The 17,577-nt window shown below is 60.9% G+C and carries 16 protein-coding genes; 5 read left to right on the top strand and 11 right to left on the bottom strand.

The features are described 5' to 3' along the window. Nucleotides 1–3: 3 nt before the first annotated feature. From ACI6S0_RS25115 to ACI6S0_RS25085, 7 genes are all read right to left on the bottom strand, one after another. Nucleotides 4–831, bottom strand: coding sequence for a dioxygenase (locus ACI6S0_RS25115; RefSeq protein WP_066521113.1), 828 nt, complete (start codon nucleotides 829–831; stop codon nucleotides 4–6). Further along, nucleotides 828–1,886 carry a maleylacetate reductase gene (locus tag ACI6S0_RS25110; RefSeq protein ID WP_066521105.1) on the bottom strand — a complete coding sequence of 353 codons (1,059 nt, stop codon included), beginning with the start codon at nucleotides 1,884–1,886 and terminating at the stop codon, nucleotides 828–830. Before ACI6S0_RS25110 ends, ACI6S0_RS25115 begins: the two co-directional genes overlap by 4 nt. Before the next feature lie 5 nt (nucleotides 1,887–1,891). Further along, complete coding sequence (locus ACI6S0_RS25105) at nucleotides 1,892–3,355, bottom strand: aldehyde dehydrogenase family protein (protein WP_066521111.1); 1,464 nt, start codon at nucleotides 3,353–3,355, stop codon at nucleotides 1,892–1,894. A gap of 46 nt (nucleotides 3,356–3,401) precedes the next feature. Next, the gene (locus ACI6S0_RS25100; RefSeq protein WP_163000180.1) at nucleotides 3,402–4,388 is read right to left on the bottom strand and encodes an outer membrane beta-barrel protein; all 987 of its coding nucleotides are present in this window, start codon (nucleotides 4,386–4,388) and stop codon (nucleotides 3,402–3,404) included. A gap of 467 nt (nucleotides 4,389–4,855) precedes the next feature. Then, complete coding sequence (locus tag ACI6S0_RS25095; RefSeq protein ID WP_066521100.1) at nucleotides 4,856–5,881, bottom strand: hydroxyquinol 1,2-dioxygenase; 1,026 nt, start codon at nucleotides 5,879–5,881, stop codon at nucleotides 4,856–4,858. Between the two features lie 45 nt (nucleotides 5,882–5,926). Next, entirely contained in the window at nucleotides 5,927–6,439 is a 513-nt protein-coding gene (locus ACI6S0_RS25090) for a hydroxyquinol 1,2-dioxygenase (RefSeq protein ID WP_066703981.1), read from the bottom strand. 258 nt (nucleotides 6,440–6,697) lie between these two features. Beyond that, on the bottom strand, nucleotides 6,698–7,597 hold the full coding sequence (locus ACI6S0_RS25085) for a helix-turn-helix domain-containing protein (protein WP_066521089.1): 900 nt from the start codon (nucleotides 7,595–7,597) through the stop codon (nucleotides 6,698–6,700). 152 nt (nucleotides 7,598–7,749) lie between these two features. Here ACI6S0_RS25085 and ACI6S0_RS25080 point away from each other — a divergent pair, with 152 nt between their 5' ends. The 4 genes from ACI6S0_RS25080 (at nucleotide 7,750) to ACI6S0_RS25065 (ending at nucleotide 11,175) form a co-directional block, all read left to right on the top strand. Next, on the top strand, nucleotides 7,750–8,460 hold the full coding sequence (locus ACI6S0_RS25080) for a CoA transferase subunit A (RefSeq protein WP_066521087.1): 711 nt from the start codon (nucleotides 7,750–7,752) through the stop codon (nucleotides 8,458–8,460). Next, nucleotides 8,457–9,134 (top strand): 3-oxoacid CoA-transferase subunit B, encoded by a 678-nt coding sequence (locus ACI6S0_RS25075; RefSeq protein ID WP_217998389.1) that lies wholly within the window; start codon nucleotides 8,457–8,459, stop codon nucleotides 9,132–9,134. The genes ACI6S0_RS25080 and ACI6S0_RS25075 overlap by 4 nt, the downstream gene beginning before the upstream one ends. Then, the gene (gene pcaF / locus ACI6S0_RS25070) at nucleotides 9,134–10,336 is read left to right on the top strand and encodes a 3-oxoadipyl-CoA thiolase (RefSeq protein WP_066521085.1); all 1,203 of its coding nucleotides are present in this window, start codon (nucleotides 9,134–9,136) and stop codon (nucleotides 10,334–10,336) included. Before ACI6S0_RS25075 ends, pcaF begins: the two co-directional genes overlap by 1 nt. 68 nt (nucleotides 10,337–10,404) lie before the next feature. Further along, nucleotides 10,405–11,175 (top strand): IclR family transcriptional regulator domain-containing protein, encoded by a 771-nt coding sequence (locus ACI6S0_RS25065; RefSeq protein ID WP_066521082.1) that lies wholly within the window; start codon nucleotides 10,405–10,407, stop codon nucleotides 11,173–11,175. Between the two features lie 160 nt (nucleotides 11,176–11,335). Here ACI6S0_RS25065 and ACI6S0_RS25060 read toward each other — a convergent pair whose 3' ends face one another. The 3 genes from ACI6S0_RS25060 to ACI6S0_RS25050 all read right to left on the bottom strand — a co-directional run bounded on the left by ACI6S0_RS25060 (nucleotide 11,336) and on the right by ACI6S0_RS25050 (nucleotide 16,182). Beyond that, nucleotides 11,336–14,305, bottom strand: a complete 2,970-nt coding sequence (locus ACI6S0_RS25060) for a Tn3 family transposase (RefSeq protein WP_014072601.1) — start codon at nucleotides 14,303–14,305, stop codon at nucleotides 11,336–11,338. Nucleotides 14,306–14,396: 91 nt separating this feature from the next. Beyond that, on the bottom strand, nucleotides 14,397–15,815 hold the full coding sequence (gene merA / locus ACI6S0_RS25055) for a mercury(II) reductase (protein ID WP_206379267.1): 1,419 nt from the start codon (nucleotides 15,813–15,815) through the stop codon (nucleotides 14,397–14,399). A 37-nt stretch (nucleotides 15,816–15,852) separates the two neighbouring features. Continuing rightward, nucleotides 15,853–16,182: a heavy-metal-associated domain-containing protein gene (locus ACI6S0_RS25050; RefSeq protein WP_004213249.1), complete on the bottom strand. Its 330-nt coding sequence runs from the start codon at nucleotides 16,180–16,182 to the stop codon at nucleotides 15,853–15,855. Between the two features lie 83 nt (nucleotides 16,183–16,265). Between ACI6S0_RS25050 and ACI6S0_RS25045 the strand changes: the two genes are divergently transcribed. Beyond that, nucleotides 16,266–17,030 (top strand): IS6-like element IS6100 family transposase, encoded by a 765-nt coding sequence (locus ACI6S0_RS25045; protein WP_015449415.1) that lies wholly within the window; start codon nucleotides 16,266–16,268, stop codon nucleotides 17,028–17,030. A gap of 62 nt (nucleotides 17,031–17,092) precedes the next feature. Here the strand turns inward: ACI6S0_RS25045 and ACI6S0_RS25040 are convergent, their stop codons facing one another. Then, nucleotides 17,093–17,215: a hypothetical protein gene (locus ACI6S0_RS25040; RefSeq protein WP_272940764.1), complete on the bottom strand. Its 123-nt coding sequence runs from the start codon at nucleotides 17,213–17,215 to the stop codon at nucleotides 17,093–17,095. Nucleotides 17,216–17,577: the final 362 nt, after the last annotated feature.

Genomic DNA, 17,577 nt, shown 5'->3' with positions numbered 1-17,577 from the left:
TTCTTATGCTCCAGCCAAGCGGAAGTCATAATCGATGGCCAGCCTATCCCCGTCAGGCCGGGGGTGAACGACAAGGTCGGGTTTGACGCCGAACACTGCGTCGCTTTTCAGATAGTCATCGCCTGCAACGAAGATATGCGTGACGAGGCGGCGATAGCCCGGTGCGCTTATCATGAAGTGAATGTGGGCGGGCCGGTTCGGATGGCGGCCCAGCGCGCCGAGCATCCTGCCGACAGGCCCATCGGCAGGGATCGGATAGCTGACTGGCAGCACCGTCTGGAAGCTGTAGCTGCCATCCGGGGTCGAACGGAAGCTGGCCCTCAGATGGCCTTCTGGCTGGCCCTGGTCCTGCACGTCGTAGAGGCCGCAGGGCGCGGTCTGCCAGACTTCGATGAGGGCGCCTTCGATCGGATTTCCGTCCTGGTCGGCGATACTGCCCGAGACGAGCGTTGCATCCCCGTCTTCCGGGCGCAGCAGGATCGAGGCACCGGTTGCCAACTCACGTTGGATGCCGGAATAGAAAGGCCCAAACACGGTCGAAGGCGTGACCACGTCACCGTCGTTATGGTTGATCGCATCCACCAGCATGGACACGCCCAACGTATCCGAGAGCAGGATGAATTCCTGACGGCTGCCGGAGCAGATCTGCCCCGTCGCCGTCAGGAATTCTACCGCTGCCAGCCATTCCTCTTCAGTCAGACGCGTTTCGCGTACGGCCGCGTGGAGATGGCGGACAAGGACAGTCATGATTTCACGCAGGCGCGGGTTGGGAGCCGCAGCCATGGCATCGATGACGGCCTCGGTAAGCTCTGGGAAGATCGCACCTTTCATGATGCCGGACGCTCGCCGGCCCACGCACGGGCGATCAAATTTCGCAGATCGTCGCGTTCGAGCGACCTGGGATTCCAGTAGGCGTTCTCGACCGCCTGGTCCGCCGCCTTGTCGATGCCGTCTTCCGGCATGCCAAGTTCGCGCAACGATGCCGGCGCGTTGACCGCACGACCAAGAACGAATAGCGCCTGCGCCGGATCGTCATTCTTCAACGCCTTGCGCAGCACGTCAATGGAGTCCGGGATCGCGGGGGCGTTGTAGGCCAGCGCATGAGGCAGCACTACCGTGTGCGTTTCGGCGTGGGGCAGATCGAAAGTGCCGCCCAGCGTGTGGCAAAGTTTGTGATGCAGAGCCATGCCCACGGACCCAAGTACGGTGCCGCACAGCCATGCTCCGTAAAGCGCCTGGCTGCGGGCATCGACGTCGTCGGCCTTACGCGCGATTGTCGGCAGGGCCTCGGCCAGAGCCTCGATCCCTGCTGCGGCGAGCATCCGCATGACCGGGTTGGTATCCTTCGCGTAGAGGCCTTCCACCGCGTGCGCGATGGCGTTGATACCGCTGGTGCCCGACATTCCGACCGGCAGACCAAGCGTCAGGTCGACGTCGTAGATGACGAGTTCGGGCAGCACTTTGGGGCTCTTGAGCGTGGTCTTGCGCCCATTCTCCGTCTGGCCCAGGATCGGGGTCATTTCCGATCCGGCATACGTGGTGGGAACAGCTACCTGTGGCAGATCAGTGCGCAGCGCGATCGCCTTGGCCAGACCGATGGTGGAGCCGCCGCCGAAGGCGACCAGGCAATCCGCCTCGCTCGCCTCGATGTGCTTCAGCGCCGTGTCCGTCACTTCGACGGGAGTGTGCATGGTCGCCCCATCGAAGACACCGATGATGCTCTCCACCCCTCGGGTCAGCGCTTGCGCCTGCTCTGCCTGGTTGGGCGTGGAAAGCAGTAGCGCGCGCGTGCCTCCGACGGTTGCGATGGCCTCTTCCAGCCGGGAGATCGATCCCTGGCCAAAGAAGACGTGCGCGGTCTGACCGCAGTAAATGAAATCCTGCATGGTCTTCAGCGCTTGTAGAACGGCGGGAGATTGGCGTCGACGTTGACCCAGACCGATTTGGGCTGAGTGTACTCGCGCATCGCCTCGAAGCCCATTTCACGGCCATACCCAGACATGCCGACGCCGCCGAACGGCGAGGCGGGGTGGACGCGCTTGTAGCAGTTGATCCAGACCATGCCGGCGTGCAGCTTCTTCGCGAAGAGATGCGCGCGGGTAAGATCGTTGGTCCACAGGCCGGCGCCCAGGCCGTAGTCGGTGCCGTTGGCGATAGCGAGCGCCTCCTCATCATCCTTGAAGGTCAGGATGGTGACGAAGGGGCCGAAGACTTCTTCCTGCGCGACGCGATCGGTAGCCTTGGCGCGCACGATGGTCGGCTCCACGAAGCAACCCTTCGCGTATGCCTCGCCCTCGGGAACCTTTCCTCCGGCCAGGACCGCGCCGCCTTCTTCTTTGGCGACCTCGACGAAGGACAACACGCGCTGCTGGTGCAGTCGCGAGGTTAGCGGGCCCATCTCGGTCTCCGGGTCGAGCGGGTCGCCAATGCGGATCGACTTGGCCAGAGCGGTAAAGCGCTCGATGACCTCATCGGCAATGGATTCATGCACGATCATGCGCGAGCCTGCGATGCAGGCCTGGCCCTGGTTGTGGAAGATCGCGAAGGCCGAACCGCCAATAGCGGCGGGGATGTTGGCGTCCGCGAAGATGATGTTCGGACCCTTGCCGCCGAGTTCGAGCTGGATCTTCTTGAGGTTCGAAACCGAGGCCTCGACGATCCGGCGCCCCGTGGCGGTGGAGCCGGTGAAGGCGACCTTGCCAATGCGGGGGTGTTCGGCGATGCGCTGCCCCGCGGTGTGGCCATAGCCGGTGACGATGTTGATGACGCCGGCGGGAATACCGACTTCCATCATCAACTCGCCAATGCGCAGCGTGGACAGCGGAGTGATTTCCGAAGGCTTGATGACCATCGTGTTGCCGGCAGCCAGGGCCGGGCCCATCTTCCAGCTGGTGAACATCAGCGGGAAGTTCCAAGGCACGATGGCACCGACTACACCGATCGGCTCACGCTCGACATAGTTCAGGAACCCGGCATCGACCGGTACCACCGAACCTTCGAGCTTGTCGGCCATGCCGCCGAAATAACGGAAGCACAGCGCTGTGCGCGGAACGTCGAGCGAGAGGCAGTCGCGGATCGGATGGCCGGTGTCGGTCGCCTCCAGACGGGCGAGATCGGCGGTTTCCTCCTCGATGCGGTCGGCGAGCTTAAGCAGCAGGCGGCCGCGCTCGTGTGCGGGCAGCGCTCGCCATGCTGGCAGTGCCGCTTCTGCGGCCGCGACGGCCCGATCGACATCTTCCGCCGTGGCCTCTGCGATGTGGGCGATTATGCTGCCATCGTAGGGGTTCTCTACCGGGATCGTGGTGCCTGCCGAGCCATCCACCCATTCACCGCCGATCAGCAGCTTGGTCTGGATGGTCTTGAGAGTCTTCGGGTCGTCGAGGGCCATGGGGATCGCTCCTTTAGAAGAGGAAGAAGGCATTCAGCAGGCCGGTGAGCTGCTGGTCCTTGGAGTAGTTGTCGAACAGACGGCCAGGGCCATCGTGGATGTCGTAGCGGGCCTCGGCGCGGAGGCGGATGGCCGGGGTCAGTTGGTACTCGACATTGCCGGTGGCCGCGTAGACGTCACCGCGCACCCCGGCCCAGAGCGCATGAGCGCCCTGTTCGTCGGTGAACCATTCGGCGCGGCCATTGACGCTAACTTTGTCGCTCAGGCTATAGCGCGCGCCCAGGTTGGCGCCGTACCACCGTGCCTTGCGGGTGATCGCCCAAGGCACGAATGCGATGTCACCGGCCTCCTGCTGACCATAGCTGGCTTCCATCGCCACCTGAAACTTCGGGCTGAGGCTGTGACTGACGGTCAGGAAGCTGGAAAGGCGGCCAAGGTACTTGCCGGTGGAGCTGAGCGCGAAATAGGGGGAACCGCCTCGGCCCGGTGCGGGGCCGAAGTCGTTCTCGCCATTGCCATAGATAGCTTCGAGATCAACCCAGGTGCGCATGTCCGCGCTGCGCCAGCGCAGGCCACCGATGAAATCGAGATTCTTGTTGCGGTTGTCCCAGTCGTTCCAACCCAGCACGACACCATAATCGACTGAGAAATGGCCTGCTGGCCCACTCGCTACGCGTGTCTGCGCCAGCGCGCCGACGTGCTTGGCAGGACCGTGCTGGAAGCCATACGTGTGGGTGGCGAACCAGTTGGGCGGATTGAAAGCGTTTTCGAGCGGGGTCTGGAAACTGCCGATCATCACGCTCGTTCCTTTCAGGAACGGCAGGTAGATGTCGGCATAGGCCTGCGTTACCCCGAGCTTGAGATCCTTGTTGCGATCGAAGTGGAAATCGCCGTCGAGCCCAGACAGCTTGAGGAACTGCACGTCCTGCCCATAGATCGCGATCGAAGTGGAAATCGACGGTGACGTGTTCGGGCGTGGGACCAGGAAATGGTCCGACACGGTTGTGAACGCCAGCCCCCGGCCCGAACGAGAACGGTGGGCAAGCCCGGCCGCTACATAGCATGACGCCCAGCTGGTTGAGATTGAGGCCGCGCTCGGTGTTGAAGAAAGCTGCGGGCGACACGTCCTTGCTGTCGTTGGTGGAGGTGACGGCCGAAGCCTCTCCCCATCCCAGCAGCATTATCTTATGGCTTTCCAGGCCGTCACCCAGCACGGCGCGCGCCAGAGCACCAGCCGGATTGGATGCTACAGCCGAGCCCGCATTTGGCGGGGACTCATCAGCGGCGGCAGGAGCGGGTGGGCCCACTTTCTGCGGCGCAGAGGCCTCTTGTGCGGTGGCAGGAAAAGCCATCAATACTCCAAGGCCCGCACCGATGAGCGCGAGCGAAACACCTTTCTTCATATCCATCCCCCCTCGGGAACGGCCCGGCTCAACTGGCCGGGTCCGTCCGTGTGTTTTCAAAAGTTCAGAAAGTGACCGGGACCACCGGTGCGGTGCCGTCGGCGATCATCTGCGGGATCTTTGGCGAACCATTTTCCCAGACCAGCAACATCGAGCGCTTGGTCGAATAGCCCTGGTGCCGGATATCGGCCGGCATGCAGCAGATATCACCGGCCCGGGCGGTGACGCGGGCGCGCGGCTTGCCGCTTTCCTTGTCCTTCACGTCCCAGACGATCTCGTCCGAAAGCTGCAGGAACCATTCGCATCGATCATTGCCATGCTCGACCGGCAGAATGAATTCCTCAGAGGTGGGGCAGAACAGACTGTCACCCACCACCGAGCAGACGCTGGGGTTCCAGGTTACGTCAGAACGCGACAGATAGCCGAACAGGTTGTACGCGCTCACTTCAGCTTCGAAGCCTGGCTCGGCCTCGACCACCGGCTGCTCTTGCGGAACGTCGGCAAACTGGCGATTGACGGGAAAGCCATTGGCGTCGGTGCGGACCGGGGTATCGCCCGGCAGACCGACCATGCGCCGCGCAGTAACGCGCTGACGACTGATCGCTTCATCGTTGTTGCCGTTCTTGATGCCCCAGGGCAGGCCAGTTTCCATCGGCGCGGCAAAGGGATCGTAGCCTTCGACGGTCCAGTCCGAGAGAATGTCCTTGAACACGGCCATCAGGGCGCTCGACTTGAAGCGTTCTTCATGGTCGCGACCGGCGTTGCGATACGCATCGTTGAAGCGGCCAGCGAACATCGTCACTTCACCGTAGTGATTGATGGTGCCGAAGACGTGGTCGAAGTTCACGACACCGTAGAAGAAGCCCCAGGCCACGTCGCGCATCATCGCACGCAGGAAGGCGTCGATCGGGATGATGTGCGATCCGCCGGGCCAGGTCAGACGCGCGAAGTATTCGTCACGCGTGAACGTGAAACCACCGGCGCGAAACGAGCGGTAGCCCGTCTCATTGTTGATAGCCAGATGCTCGGTATCGGTGCGTGCTTTGCTATCACCGAAATCGATGATCTCAAGTGCTTCGGACATAGCCATGATTGGTCTCTCCAACTTTCTCGTGATTGGGAAGGACAGAGGGGCTCAGGCCGCCTCGGTCTGGCAGATCTCGCCCCACTTCTGGACTGTCACTGCGCCCTCGATGGACTGGAACAGCATCGCTGCAGGCTGCTCGGCGTAGAAACGGTAAGCCGCGCCGACCGGCAGCAGTGCCATGTGCCCGCGCCGAAGAACGATACGGCCCATCTTGCGACCTTCGGGAAGTGCCTCACCGATCGCTACGGCGCCTTCGCTATCGGGATCGACATAAGCGTCGGAATTGTCGAGCTTGAGCAGATGGACTTCGATCTGCCCGTCCATGGCGAGTACGAATTCGTCGTGAGCGCAGCTGAACCAGCCCGACGTGCCTTCCGCACGAGCGGATTCGATAACGTATTCAAAATTCTTGCCTACGGCGACCCTCTCGTAGGGCGCGGCATTGGCAGCGACTTCAAAGACGTTGGAGAAAACGTAGTTGCGGGGATCGTCATCGATGATCTCGACACCGCCCTTGCGATAGTCGGTCAAAGCGCCGAATTCGGTGACCACGTCGGCCATCTATCTCTTCCTCTCGTGAATTGTCGGAAACCCTAGGTTCCTTCGATACGACGATAGGTAGGTGAGCAACCGGGTCACGCCCTGCACAAAGGTAGCGTTGTTCTGCACGTTTCAGGAGCGCTGCGACGAACCGGTCGGACGTTCAGGTACTGCGCAGCGCCGCCGGTATTAGACGGCGCCATGACGCGATCGAGCCGGCTGCCGTCACGAGCCGGCAGGTCCTGGCTAAAGCCTAGACTGGAATGCGCAAGGAGACGCTCAGAGGCGCAGCGCGCGCCGGTATGCGGCCGGGGTTGTGCCCTGCTGGCGGCCAAACAGGCGGGTCAGATGTTCCTGATGGCTGAAGCCGCAGCGATATGCGATTTCTGCGATCGGCAGATCGCCGGCCAGCAGATGGCGTGCGCGTGATACTCTCATCTCGATGAGGTACTGGTGCGGTGCCTTGCCCGTGGATCGCTTGAACTGACGGGCGAAATGAATCGGGCTGAGGCCCACTGCTTCGGCCAGATCGTCGATGCTCAGCGACTCTTCCATGCGCTCCTCGATCACGTCGTGAACCGCTTCAAGCTGCCGCTGGTTCAGGCCGGTGATCCGGGGCAACTCTGCCTGAAGACCGCAAGAATGGTGCCGCACGATCTGGGCCGCCAGCAGTCGAGCAACGCCGTCGGCAAAGAAATCGGATTGGTTATCGGCCATCATGCCGCAGACCATGCGGCCCATCTGCTCGATCAGCGGATCGCGCTCGCCGAACCGGGGAAGAAACTCGACCTTCTCCGGATCGCCCTTGCACAATTCCTGCGCGGCCGCCCGAATAAGGCTCCGACGGATGTAGAGGTGTATGGTTTCCAGAGGCGCCGTCAGCGATACCCCGAAATCCTGATTGGGAGGAAGCACGAACAGGCCGCCTGGAGCTATCCTTTGCTTCTCCTGTTCGCCGCTGAGATTGCGTTCGACACGCACTGGACCAGACAAGTGCACGATAATCAGATGGTCGTCGCGGCCTTCGAAGCGATCGCTGTAGGGCCGTTCGAATTGATGCGAGGCGTAAAGAGAGCGCCAGCCCAGCGTATCGCTCGACTGCACAATCTGATGCTCAGGGCGCATCAGAATTCCATGTGTTTCCGTGACCTTGAAGGCGTCTGCGGAACCAGCTCGCATTGAAAACTCTCCCAGACGCCTGCTTCGGCGTTTCTTCGTCTTACCACTAGATCGGGCAGGATTGCACGACTCAGTTGACGGCCTATAGCACCCTTTATAAATTGAACGATAAACATACTCAATACACGATAATCGTTCAACGGAGGCGATGTATGCCGAGAAAGATATTCGACGACCCCAGAGCGGCGCTGGAAGGTCTGCTGTTCGATGGCATGACAATCATGTCAGGAGGCTTTGGGCTATCGGGTAACCCGGAAAGCCTGATTCCGGAGATCAGGAGCGCGGGGGTTAAGGGTCTCACAGTCATATCCAACAACGCCGGCGCCGATGGCTTTGGCTTGTGGGCGCTGCTGGAAAGCCGCCAGGTGCGTAAGATGATCTCATCGTACGTCGGAGAGAACAAACTGTTCGAGCAGCAGTATCTTTCGGGCGAGCTTGAGCTGGAGCTCAATCCTCAAGGTACGCTTGCAGAGCGCATCCGCGCGGGCGGTGCCGGAATTCCGGCGTTCTACACTGCAACCGGCGTCGGCACCGTCGTGGCGGAGGGCAAGCCAGTCGAGGAATTTGACGGCAAGGCTTACGTGCGTGAAACCTGGCTGCGCGCTGATCTGGCGATCATCAAAGCCTGGCGCGCGGACCCGTCCGGCAACCTTATGTTCCGCAAGACCGCGCGCAATTTCAATCCGAACATGGCGACCGCTGCGAAAGTGACGGTGGTTGAAGTGGAGGAGATCGTCGAGCCCGGCACGTTCGATCCCGATACGATCCACACGCCCGGCATCTACGTCGATCGGATCGTTCTATCCACCATCAACGAAAAGCGCATCGAAAAGCTGACGACGCGCGAGCGGGAGAGCGCATGATGACGCAGAACACGAGTGGCTGGAGCCGTGAACAGATGGCCGAGCGCGCTGCGCGAGAGCTTGAGGATGGTTACTACGTCAATCTAGGCATCGGCATACCCACTCTGGTCGCCAACTATGTGCCCCATGACATCGAAGTCACCTTGCAGTCGGAGAACGGCATGTTGGGCATGGGCCCCTTCCCTTATGCCGACGAAGTTGATCCGGACCTCATCAATGCCGGCAAACAGACCATCACGCAATTGCCCACCTCCAGCTTCTTTTCCTCCGCAGACAGCTTCGCGATGATCCGGGGAGGCCATATCGATCTTACCGTTCTTGGCGCCATGGAAGTCTCTGCCAGCGGTGACATCGCCAACTGGACGATCCCGGGCAAGATGGTGAAGGGAATGGGAGGCGCAATGGACCTGGTCGCCGGCGTCAAGCGTGTGGTCGTGGTGATGGAGCACTGCAACAAGCACGGTGCTCCCAAGATCCTGGAGGAGTGCTCGCTGCCGCTTACCGGCCAGAACGTAGTGGACCTGATCGTCACCGACTTGTGCGTGTTGGCCTGCGACAAAGTAGCAGGCGGCCTGACGCTGGTGGAACTGGCGCCAGGCATTACCGCGGAGCAGGTCGTCTCCAGCACCGCAGCAGCCGTCGATATCTCGGCCTTTGAAGCGGAGGCGGCCTAATGGCACACGCTTTCCTATGCGACGCGGTCCGCACACCGATCGGACGGTTCGGCGGGGCACTTGCTCCGGTGCGAGCGGACGATCTGGCGGCAATTCCGATCAAGGCCTTGCTGGAGCGCAATTCCGGGCTTGATCCTGCCGCCATCGAGGAGGTGTTTTTGGGCTCGGCCAACCAGGCGGGCGAGGACAACCGCAATGTCGCGCGTATGGCGGCGTTGCTGTCGGGCTTGCCCACCAACGTGCCCGGCACCACGCTCAACCGCCTCTGCGCCAGCGGTGCCGACGCGGTGGGCACCGCGGCACGCGCCGTCGTCTCAGGCCAGATCGACCTGGCCATCGCGGGCGGAGTCGAAAGCATGACCCGCGCGCCGCTCGTCATGGGCAAGGCCGAGAAGGCCTGGTCCCGTACACCAAGTATTGAGGATACGACGATTGGCTGGCGCTTTGTCAATCCGGCCATGAAGGCGCTCTACGGCGTTGATTCCATGCCGGAAACAGGCGAGAACGTAGCACGAGACTATGGCGTCAGCCGCGCCGATCAGGACTTCTTTGCCCTCCGCAGCCAGCAGCGCGCGGCGGTGTCACAGGCAAACGGCTTCTTCGCGGAAGAGATCGTTCCGGTCACGATCACCGGTCGGAAGGGCAATGTTATCGTCGATCGCGATGAGCATCCGCGTCCCGAAACTACCGCGGAAGCGCTGGCGAAGCTTAAGCCGATTGTACATACCGATGGGACTGTCACGGCAGGCAATGCCTCAGGCGTGAATGACGGTGCGGCTGCGATGCTCATCGCTAGTGAGGCGGCGTTGAAGGCGCACGGCCTAACGCCGCGCGCACGGGTACTCGGCATGGCGACCGCTGGCGTCGAACCGCGTGTGATGGGTATCGGCCCGGTTCCCGCCAGCAGGAAGCTACTTGCTCGGTTAGGCCTGACGATTGACGACTTCGATCTTATCGAGATCAACGAGGCGTTCGCCAGCCAGGTCATCGCTTCGATGCGCGAACTTGGCGTTGATCCTGGGGATGAGCGTCTGAACCCGAACGGCGGCGCGATCGCACTAGGCCATCCATTAGGTATGTCCGGCGCGCGCCTTGCCCTGACGGCTGCGCATTCGCTGCAGCAATCGGGCGGGAAACGCGCCCTGGTGACAATGTGCATCGGCGTCGGTCAGGGGCTGGCGCTGGCGCTCGAACGTGCCTGATGATCTGGACATCGACTGATTCGCGCTCCATGTCCGCCGATGTCCCAAAAGCGGGGACAGGAGCACGAATGAGCGAACCACATCCCGACTTCATGCAGTCCCTTGCCCGGGGACTGCAGGTACTCGAAGCGTTCCGGGAGTTGGGCGCGGGGCAATCGATCGCTAGTTTGTCGACGCATACCGACCTACCGCGCGGCGTGATTGCGCGATGCCTATATACGCTATCAGAGCTTGGCTACGTCGGAAGGAGAGAACGGCTCTATCACGTTCTTCCCGGCGTCTTGCGTCTCGCCGATGCATTTCTTTCAGATCGATCCCTCTCGGCATTGGCGCAACCGGTGCTGGAGGGGTTGCGCGACGAGCTTGATGAATCCTGTTCTCTCGCCGTCCTCGACGGCGCGGAGATCCTTTACGTCGCGCGTGCGTCACGAAGCCGGATCATGTCTATCGGCCTGCATGTGGGCTCAAGGCTTCCAGCGTGGGTTACATCGATGGGCCGCGTGCTTCTGGCATCGCTCGCGCCGGCTGAACGCGATACCCTGCTGCCGCAAGAACCTCTTCCACGTCTGACCCCCCTAACGCTCGTGGACCGAGCTGCACTGGAGAAGGTCTTGGAAGGCGTCGTCGGCAACGGTTATGCCATCGTCGACCAGGAGCTGGAAATCGGCCTGCGTTCAATCGCAGTGCCGGTATGCAACGAAGCGGGCTGCACGATTGGCGCCCTGAACGTCGGTACCAATGCGCTGGAGCGCAGCCTCCAGGACCTGGAAAAGACCATACTGCCTGCACTGACCAGAGCAGCATCGTCACTGGGCCGCCAGGCTCACCTTTCGGGGTAACGGGCAGGCCGAAGAACGTCTGGGCTACCTCACGTGCCAATCATGCGGATCTTTGCGCTATAGCGCAGAGGCAGCGCACTCGCCCATACAGTCGCAATCAGGCGTCACCTCAAGGTTTGTTCGCCAGACAACGATTTCTCGGACATAAGCGGAACATGGGCTACGCTACACGCTTCAACCGCGCCATTGGCTCGTTGAGTGGGTGGAATTCACCTGCTGGAAGTCGCCTGGCCTGCTCCCAGAGGTAATCGCCGGTCAGACTGATGTGCGCCCAGCCCATCGGAGAAAGGTGCGCAAGCAGTGCCGCATCGAACGTCGTGCCGACAGCGTTGAGGTGCTGGGCGGCCCGGTCGAGATAGACCGTGTTCCAGTAGGAAATCGCCGCAATCAGCAGGTTCAGCCCAGATGCGCGAAATTCCTGATTTTCCAGCGAGCGATCGGTGAACCGACCCTGCCGGTTGGTATAGATGGCGGCGGCAAGCGTGTGCCTCGCCTCGCCTTTGTTGAGACCGGCCTGACAGGCACGTCGCAGTTCCGGTTGTTCAAGCCAATCGAGCGTGAACAAAGTGCGCTCGATACGGCCCAGTTCAGCCAATGCAAAATCCAGCCTGTTCTGGCGTTTGTAGGCGGCAAGTTTTCGCAAGATTACTGACGGCGCCACCGTGCCATCCTTGATTGAGGCGACAATCCTGACGATGTCATCCCAATCGGCCTCGATCGCTGCCGTTTTGATGGTGCGGCCCATCAGATTTTCGATGCCCTTGTATGTCGATGGCGCAGCGATCGAACCCAGCTTGCGGTCGCCAATATCGCGCAGCCGGGGCGCGAAGCGGAACCCGAGTAGGTGGCAGAGTGCGAAAACATGATCGGTGGCGCCGCCGGTATCGGTATAGTGCTCATGCAACGGAAGGTTGCCGGCGCCCAGGACAAGCCCGTCGAGCACGTAAGGCGCTTCACCTGCCGTCGCGGACATGATCCGTGATCCGAATGATGCGAAGTGATCGGAAAGGTGAGAATAGATTTTCACGCCAGGTTCGGCGCCATATTTGGCATTGACGTCCGCCGCCCCTGAACGGCTCCGCCCCGACCGGAAGAACTGGCCATCGGACGACGAACTGGTGCCAGCGCCCCAATGCCGCGCGAAGGGTAATTCGTGATGGGCTGAGATGATCATGGCCAGCGCGGCCTGATAGTTCTCGGGTGAAAGATACCAGTTGTGGGTCCATGCGAGTTGGGCATAGCTGACGCCTTCGCTGGCATTGGCCATCCGCTCCAGCCCGAGGTTGGTGCCATCAGCCAGAATTGCGGCGAGTACCGTGCTGGGGTTGTCGTGCTCCTTGCCTGAGCGCAGGTCACGGAATGCGTTCAAAAAACCAGTGCGTTCGGCGACTTCAAGCAGCAGCTCGGTGATGCGCACGCGGGGAAGCAGGGTATCGAGCTTGCGATCGAGGGCTTCAGCTTCCGGTGGGGTGACAGGCGGCATTTGCTGAAGCTTGAGCCGGTCTCGTTCGAGCGACACTCCCTCAAGCTTGTTTGTTTTCAACTGCTTGGCAAATCGGCGCAGCCGCCAGTCAAGATTTCGTGCCCGGTCAGCGAGGTAGGATGCAGCATTTGAATCGAACGGAAGCACATCCGCCACTTTGGCGGCGTCGCGCCGACCCAGCAAATAGGCATCGAAGCGCTGATAGTTGCGGGTTCCCTCGATCCATACATCACCGGCGCGCAAACGATCACGCAAGGTTGCCATGATCGCAATTTCATAACGTCGGCGGTCGATACGGCCGCTTTCGGTGATGAGACGCTTCCACTGCCGATTGGGGAATGGCAGTGGAACGCCATCGGGAAGGTCGCGCGACTTTCGTGTGTTCGCATCGCGAATGACATCGATGGCTTTGATCAGTGCCGTCCCTGTTCCAGACGCCTTGAAGGTGAAGGCGTCCAGAAATGCCGGGCTGAAACGCCGTAGCGTGGCGTAACGCTCGGTTGCCGTTACCAGTGCGTCCTCGCCGGCAAGATCAGCAAGGGCATCTACTTGGGCCTTTGCCGCAACAAGCCGGTGCCAGCCCACCGCTTCGTCAATCAATTCGAGCGGATCGCCGCCATTCTGGACAGCCTCATCAAGTGCTGTAATCGTGGCGCCAAACAGCCGCATGAGTTGCCCCACCGACTGAATACTATCTTGGTAGCGACGCTCGCGCCCACGCCGCGCGCGCGTGAACATGCCGCCGATAAGTCGGTCAAACATTTGGATCGCGGCATCGGCAAGTCTGGCCTCAAGGTCGATCACTGCGGCCGTCAACGTCGCCCGCCTGCGATTGACGCTGTAATCCGAAAGCAGGAATGCCGGTGCCACGCCGCCCTCGCGGACAAATTGGGCAAAGCGGAATTCCGGAATGGCGCCCCCAACTACCGGGTGGATACCTATGCCGCGAACATAGCGCAGGCGCTCAAGCAAGCCATTGATATTGGCCGCAGTCGGGGCTTCTTCGAAATTACGCAACCACGCCAGCGGTGTCATGCCGAAATCCGGGTTGTTGATTACGAGTTCGTCTAGCCGTGTCAGTTCAGCAGAGCTGAGGCCTTCGACGATTGCGGCTGCGGCAGCTTTGCGTGCGCGTGCCCGGCCAGCAAGACCGGCGCGTTCCAGTGTGTCGCCTGACGGAAGAATGAACCGCTCACCCTTCAGGCCAACCATGAGGGCGCGAACAATCGGTTCACCTCTGTCTGTATACTCGGCGGCTTGCGCGGCAAGATTCAGGGCAAGTGCCAGGTCGCCGCGTCGAAACGGGCGTATGCCAAGATAACGCGCCACGAGATCGGCATGATCGGTACGGGTTTGCGCGCGCTGACCATATGCAGAGAAGGAGGAAGGATCGACGAATAACTGTGCCGCGAGGTACTGAAGAATGACGTCGGGAAGCCCGATCTCGGGTTGCAGACCAAAGCCGGGATGTCGCATCAAAGCGATTTGTGCAGCCAGACCGAGGCGATTTGCTGGACCATAGCGGCGCCCAACCAATTCAACATCTTCCGCAGAAAGGGTATAATGCCCAATGATCGCGGTTTCTTGGACAGGAGGATCGAACAGGCGCCGGCGCTCGTCTCCGGTCAGAAGTCGGCGTCGTGCCATTTTGCTCTCCCGCTGAGGCGAATAACAAAATTGACACCAAAGCGGCTTGCACTGGAGGGAGGCCATTCGTTGCCGGTTGATCCCCGAGCAATCACCCGGCGCAGCAAGACAGTTTGGCGACATCCTTATCAAACGTTTGGGCCGCCAGTTTGAGGCCTTCCACAGTGGTCAGGTAAGGAAATATCGTTGCACCCAATTCCAGGGTGGTCATGCCGTGTTTGATCGCCAGCACCAGTGTCTGGATCGAATCCGCGCCTTCGGGTGCCATGATCTGGCCGCCCAGCAAACGGTCGTTCGCCTTGTCGGCAATCAGTTTGATGAGACCCCGCGTATCGCGTGCTGCCAGTGCCCTTGGCACAGCATCGAGCGGGAGCAGCGAAACCTTGATGTCCAGGCCTTGCGCCCGTGCTGTCGTTTCAGTGAGGCCGGCGCTGGCGACTTGCGGGTCGGTGAAGACGACGGATGGCATGGAGGAATTGTCGTAGCGGTATTGGTTGCCCGTCACCGCGTTGCGCGCGGCCAGTTTTGCGCCATAGGCGGCCATGTAGACGAACTGGTCCCGTCCCGTTACATCGCCCGCCGCGTAAATGCCTGGAACCGACGTTTCGAGGTGGTCATCGACGACGATTCCACCATTACGGGCAAGCACTATGCCGCGCTCCTCCAGCCCAAGCCCGTCGCTATTGGGTCGGCGTCCGGTGGCGATGACCACCTGTTCCGCCGCGACGGTGTCACAATGCCCCTCGCAGGTCAATTCGACCCCGCTCTGTGTTTGGGCGATACGCTGATAGCCGACACCTGCGCAAACCCGCACGCCCTCGGCTTCCAAATAGTTTTTCAGCGCGGCACTCACTTCCGGGTCCATTTCGGGGAGCAGGCGGCTTCGGCAGCAGATGGTGACATCAACGCCCAGACGCGAAAACATCTGTCCCAGTTCTACCCCGATCACCCCGCCACCGATCACCAGCAGCGATTTGGGCAAGCGATCCAGCGCCAGCGCCGATGTGCTGGTTAGGTAGGGCACGCTGTCCATCCCCGGAATCGGCGGCACGGCGGCGTGCGCACCCATCGCCAATATGACCTTGCCGACCTTCATGGGCGCATCGCCGACAATCAGCGCACCATCGGCAAAGCGTGCCTTGCCCTCGATATAGCTCACACCGTCATAGGCGGGCAGCAGATCGACATATTTTTTTTGGCGCAGCGTCGTGACAAGATCGTCCTTCGACGCCGCCAATACGGACCAGTCATCCATCTGGACAGCGCCCCCAAGGCCGGGAAAGCGCGCGGCGGCAAGCCCACCATGCACCGCTTCGGCGGCGCGGATCAGCGTCTTGGAAGGAACGCAGCCAACATTGACACAGGTGCCGCCAATCGTGCCGTGACCGACGAGCGCCACTTTCGCGCCCAGATCGGCAGCGGCGATCGCGGCGGAGAACCCGGCAGAACCCGCGCCGATGACGGCCACGTCAAATCCTTCCTGCCCGGGGCGGTTGCAACAGTCGTTCATTGCTTATCGCTTTCTTGAGGCGCTGGCGGCGCCCCGCTCAGTTTTGAATAGCGCGCGCCGGATAACCCGCGTTGGTTGATGCAGCGGCAATCGCAGCAGCATTGGTGCGGCGCGGGTTATAGGTTGCGCGCGCGGTCTTGGCTGCGAAATCGACCGTGACCGCCGTTACCCCGGCGACGCCTTCCATCGCCTTCTTCACGGTGATCGGGCAGGTGGCGCAGGTCATGTTCTCTATGGCAAAGGTGGTTTGCTTCTGAGCGGTTGCGGTAGCCGCGGGGCGATCTTGCGCCGTGCCACTAACTGCATAGGCGACCCCGCCGCCAGCCATAGCCAGCACGGCCATAGCGATACATACTGTCTTTTTCATGGGTATTTCCTTTCAATAGAACGGCTCTGTTGCAAAAATCGTGAAGCTTGAGCATGCTTGGCGGAGATTGGACGGACGGAACGATGACGGATTTCAAGTGGCGCCATTTCCAGGGTGATGTGATCCTGTGGGCGGTGCGCTGGTATTGTCGCTATCCGATCAGCTATCGCGACCTTGAGGAAATGCTGGCGGAACGCGGCATTTCGGTCGACCATACGACGATCTATCGCTGGGTCCAGTGCTACGCCCCGGAGATGGAGAAGCGGCTGCGCTGGTTCTGGCGGCGTGGCTTTGATCCGAGCTGGCGCCTGGATGAAACCTACGTCAAGGTGCGGGGCAAGTGGACCTACCTGTACCGGGCAGTCGACAAGCGGGGCGACACGATCGATTTCTACCTGTCGCCGACCCGCAGCGCCAAGGCAGCGAAGCGGTTCCTGGACAAGGCCCTGCGAGGCCTGAAGCACTGGGAAAAGCCTGCCACGCTCAATACCGACAAAGCGCCGAGCTATGGTGCAGCGATCACCGAATTGAAGCGCGAAGGAAAGCTGGACCGGGAGACGGCCCACCGGCAGGTGAAGTATCTCAATAACGTGATCGAGGCCGATCACGGAAAGCTCAAGATACTGATCAAGCCGGTGCGCGGTTTCAAATCGATCCCCACGGCCTATGCCACGATCAAGGGATTCGAAGTCATGCGAGCCCTGCGCAAAGGACAGGCTCGCCCCTGGTGCCTGCAGCCCGGCATCAGGGGCGAGGTGCGCCTTGTGGAGAGAGCTTTTGGCATTGGGCCCTCGGCGCTGACGGAGGCCATGGGCATGCTCAACCACCATTTCGCAGCAGCCGCCTGATCGGCGCAGAGCGACAGCCTACCTCTGACTGCCGCCAATCTTTGCAACAGAGCCTCCAAGCTTCATCGAGCCGCCTCAATTTCATAGGTTGCCTGCCCGTTCATCGAGCAGCGGTTTTCGACCGCGCGCTCCTGTCGAGCAGCACGCAGTTCGGGAGGCATCCGAGCGATGATCTGATGGGGCATCCCATGTCCTTCCGGTTCTTGATTTGTTCGAGTTTGAGCGTGAGGCACTATTATGTCAACTTAGCTGAAAAAATTTCTAGCTAAGTTGACTCATGGGAAATTGGCAGGTTTTGTGCAGTGCACAATGCACAGGAATGAGCCATTCCCGCGCGCATGAATTTTACGGGAGTTGTCAGTCAACTAAACGAACGTTTTGTTTACACCAGAAGGCATCACTCTCCAAGCTGCCGGGTGCAAAAATCGATGGGTTTCAACCTGTCGCCAAACACATCACATCGCGGGCGCCTTTGATGCCAGGGATGGACGGTACGACCAAGACAGGCTAACTTAGCGTAAGGTAATACCTCTCGATACGGAGCGCG

The organism is Sphingobium sp. DN12 (genome assembly GCF_051058005.1).
In the GTDB taxonomy this organism is placed as follows: Bacteria; Pseudomonadota; Alphaproteobacteria; order Sphingomonadales; family Sphingomonadaceae; genus Sphingobium; species Sphingobium yanoikuyae.
The sequence above is the reverse complement of the archived record's forward strand: the minus strand, read 5'-3'. Positions and strand labels throughout refer to the sequence as shown.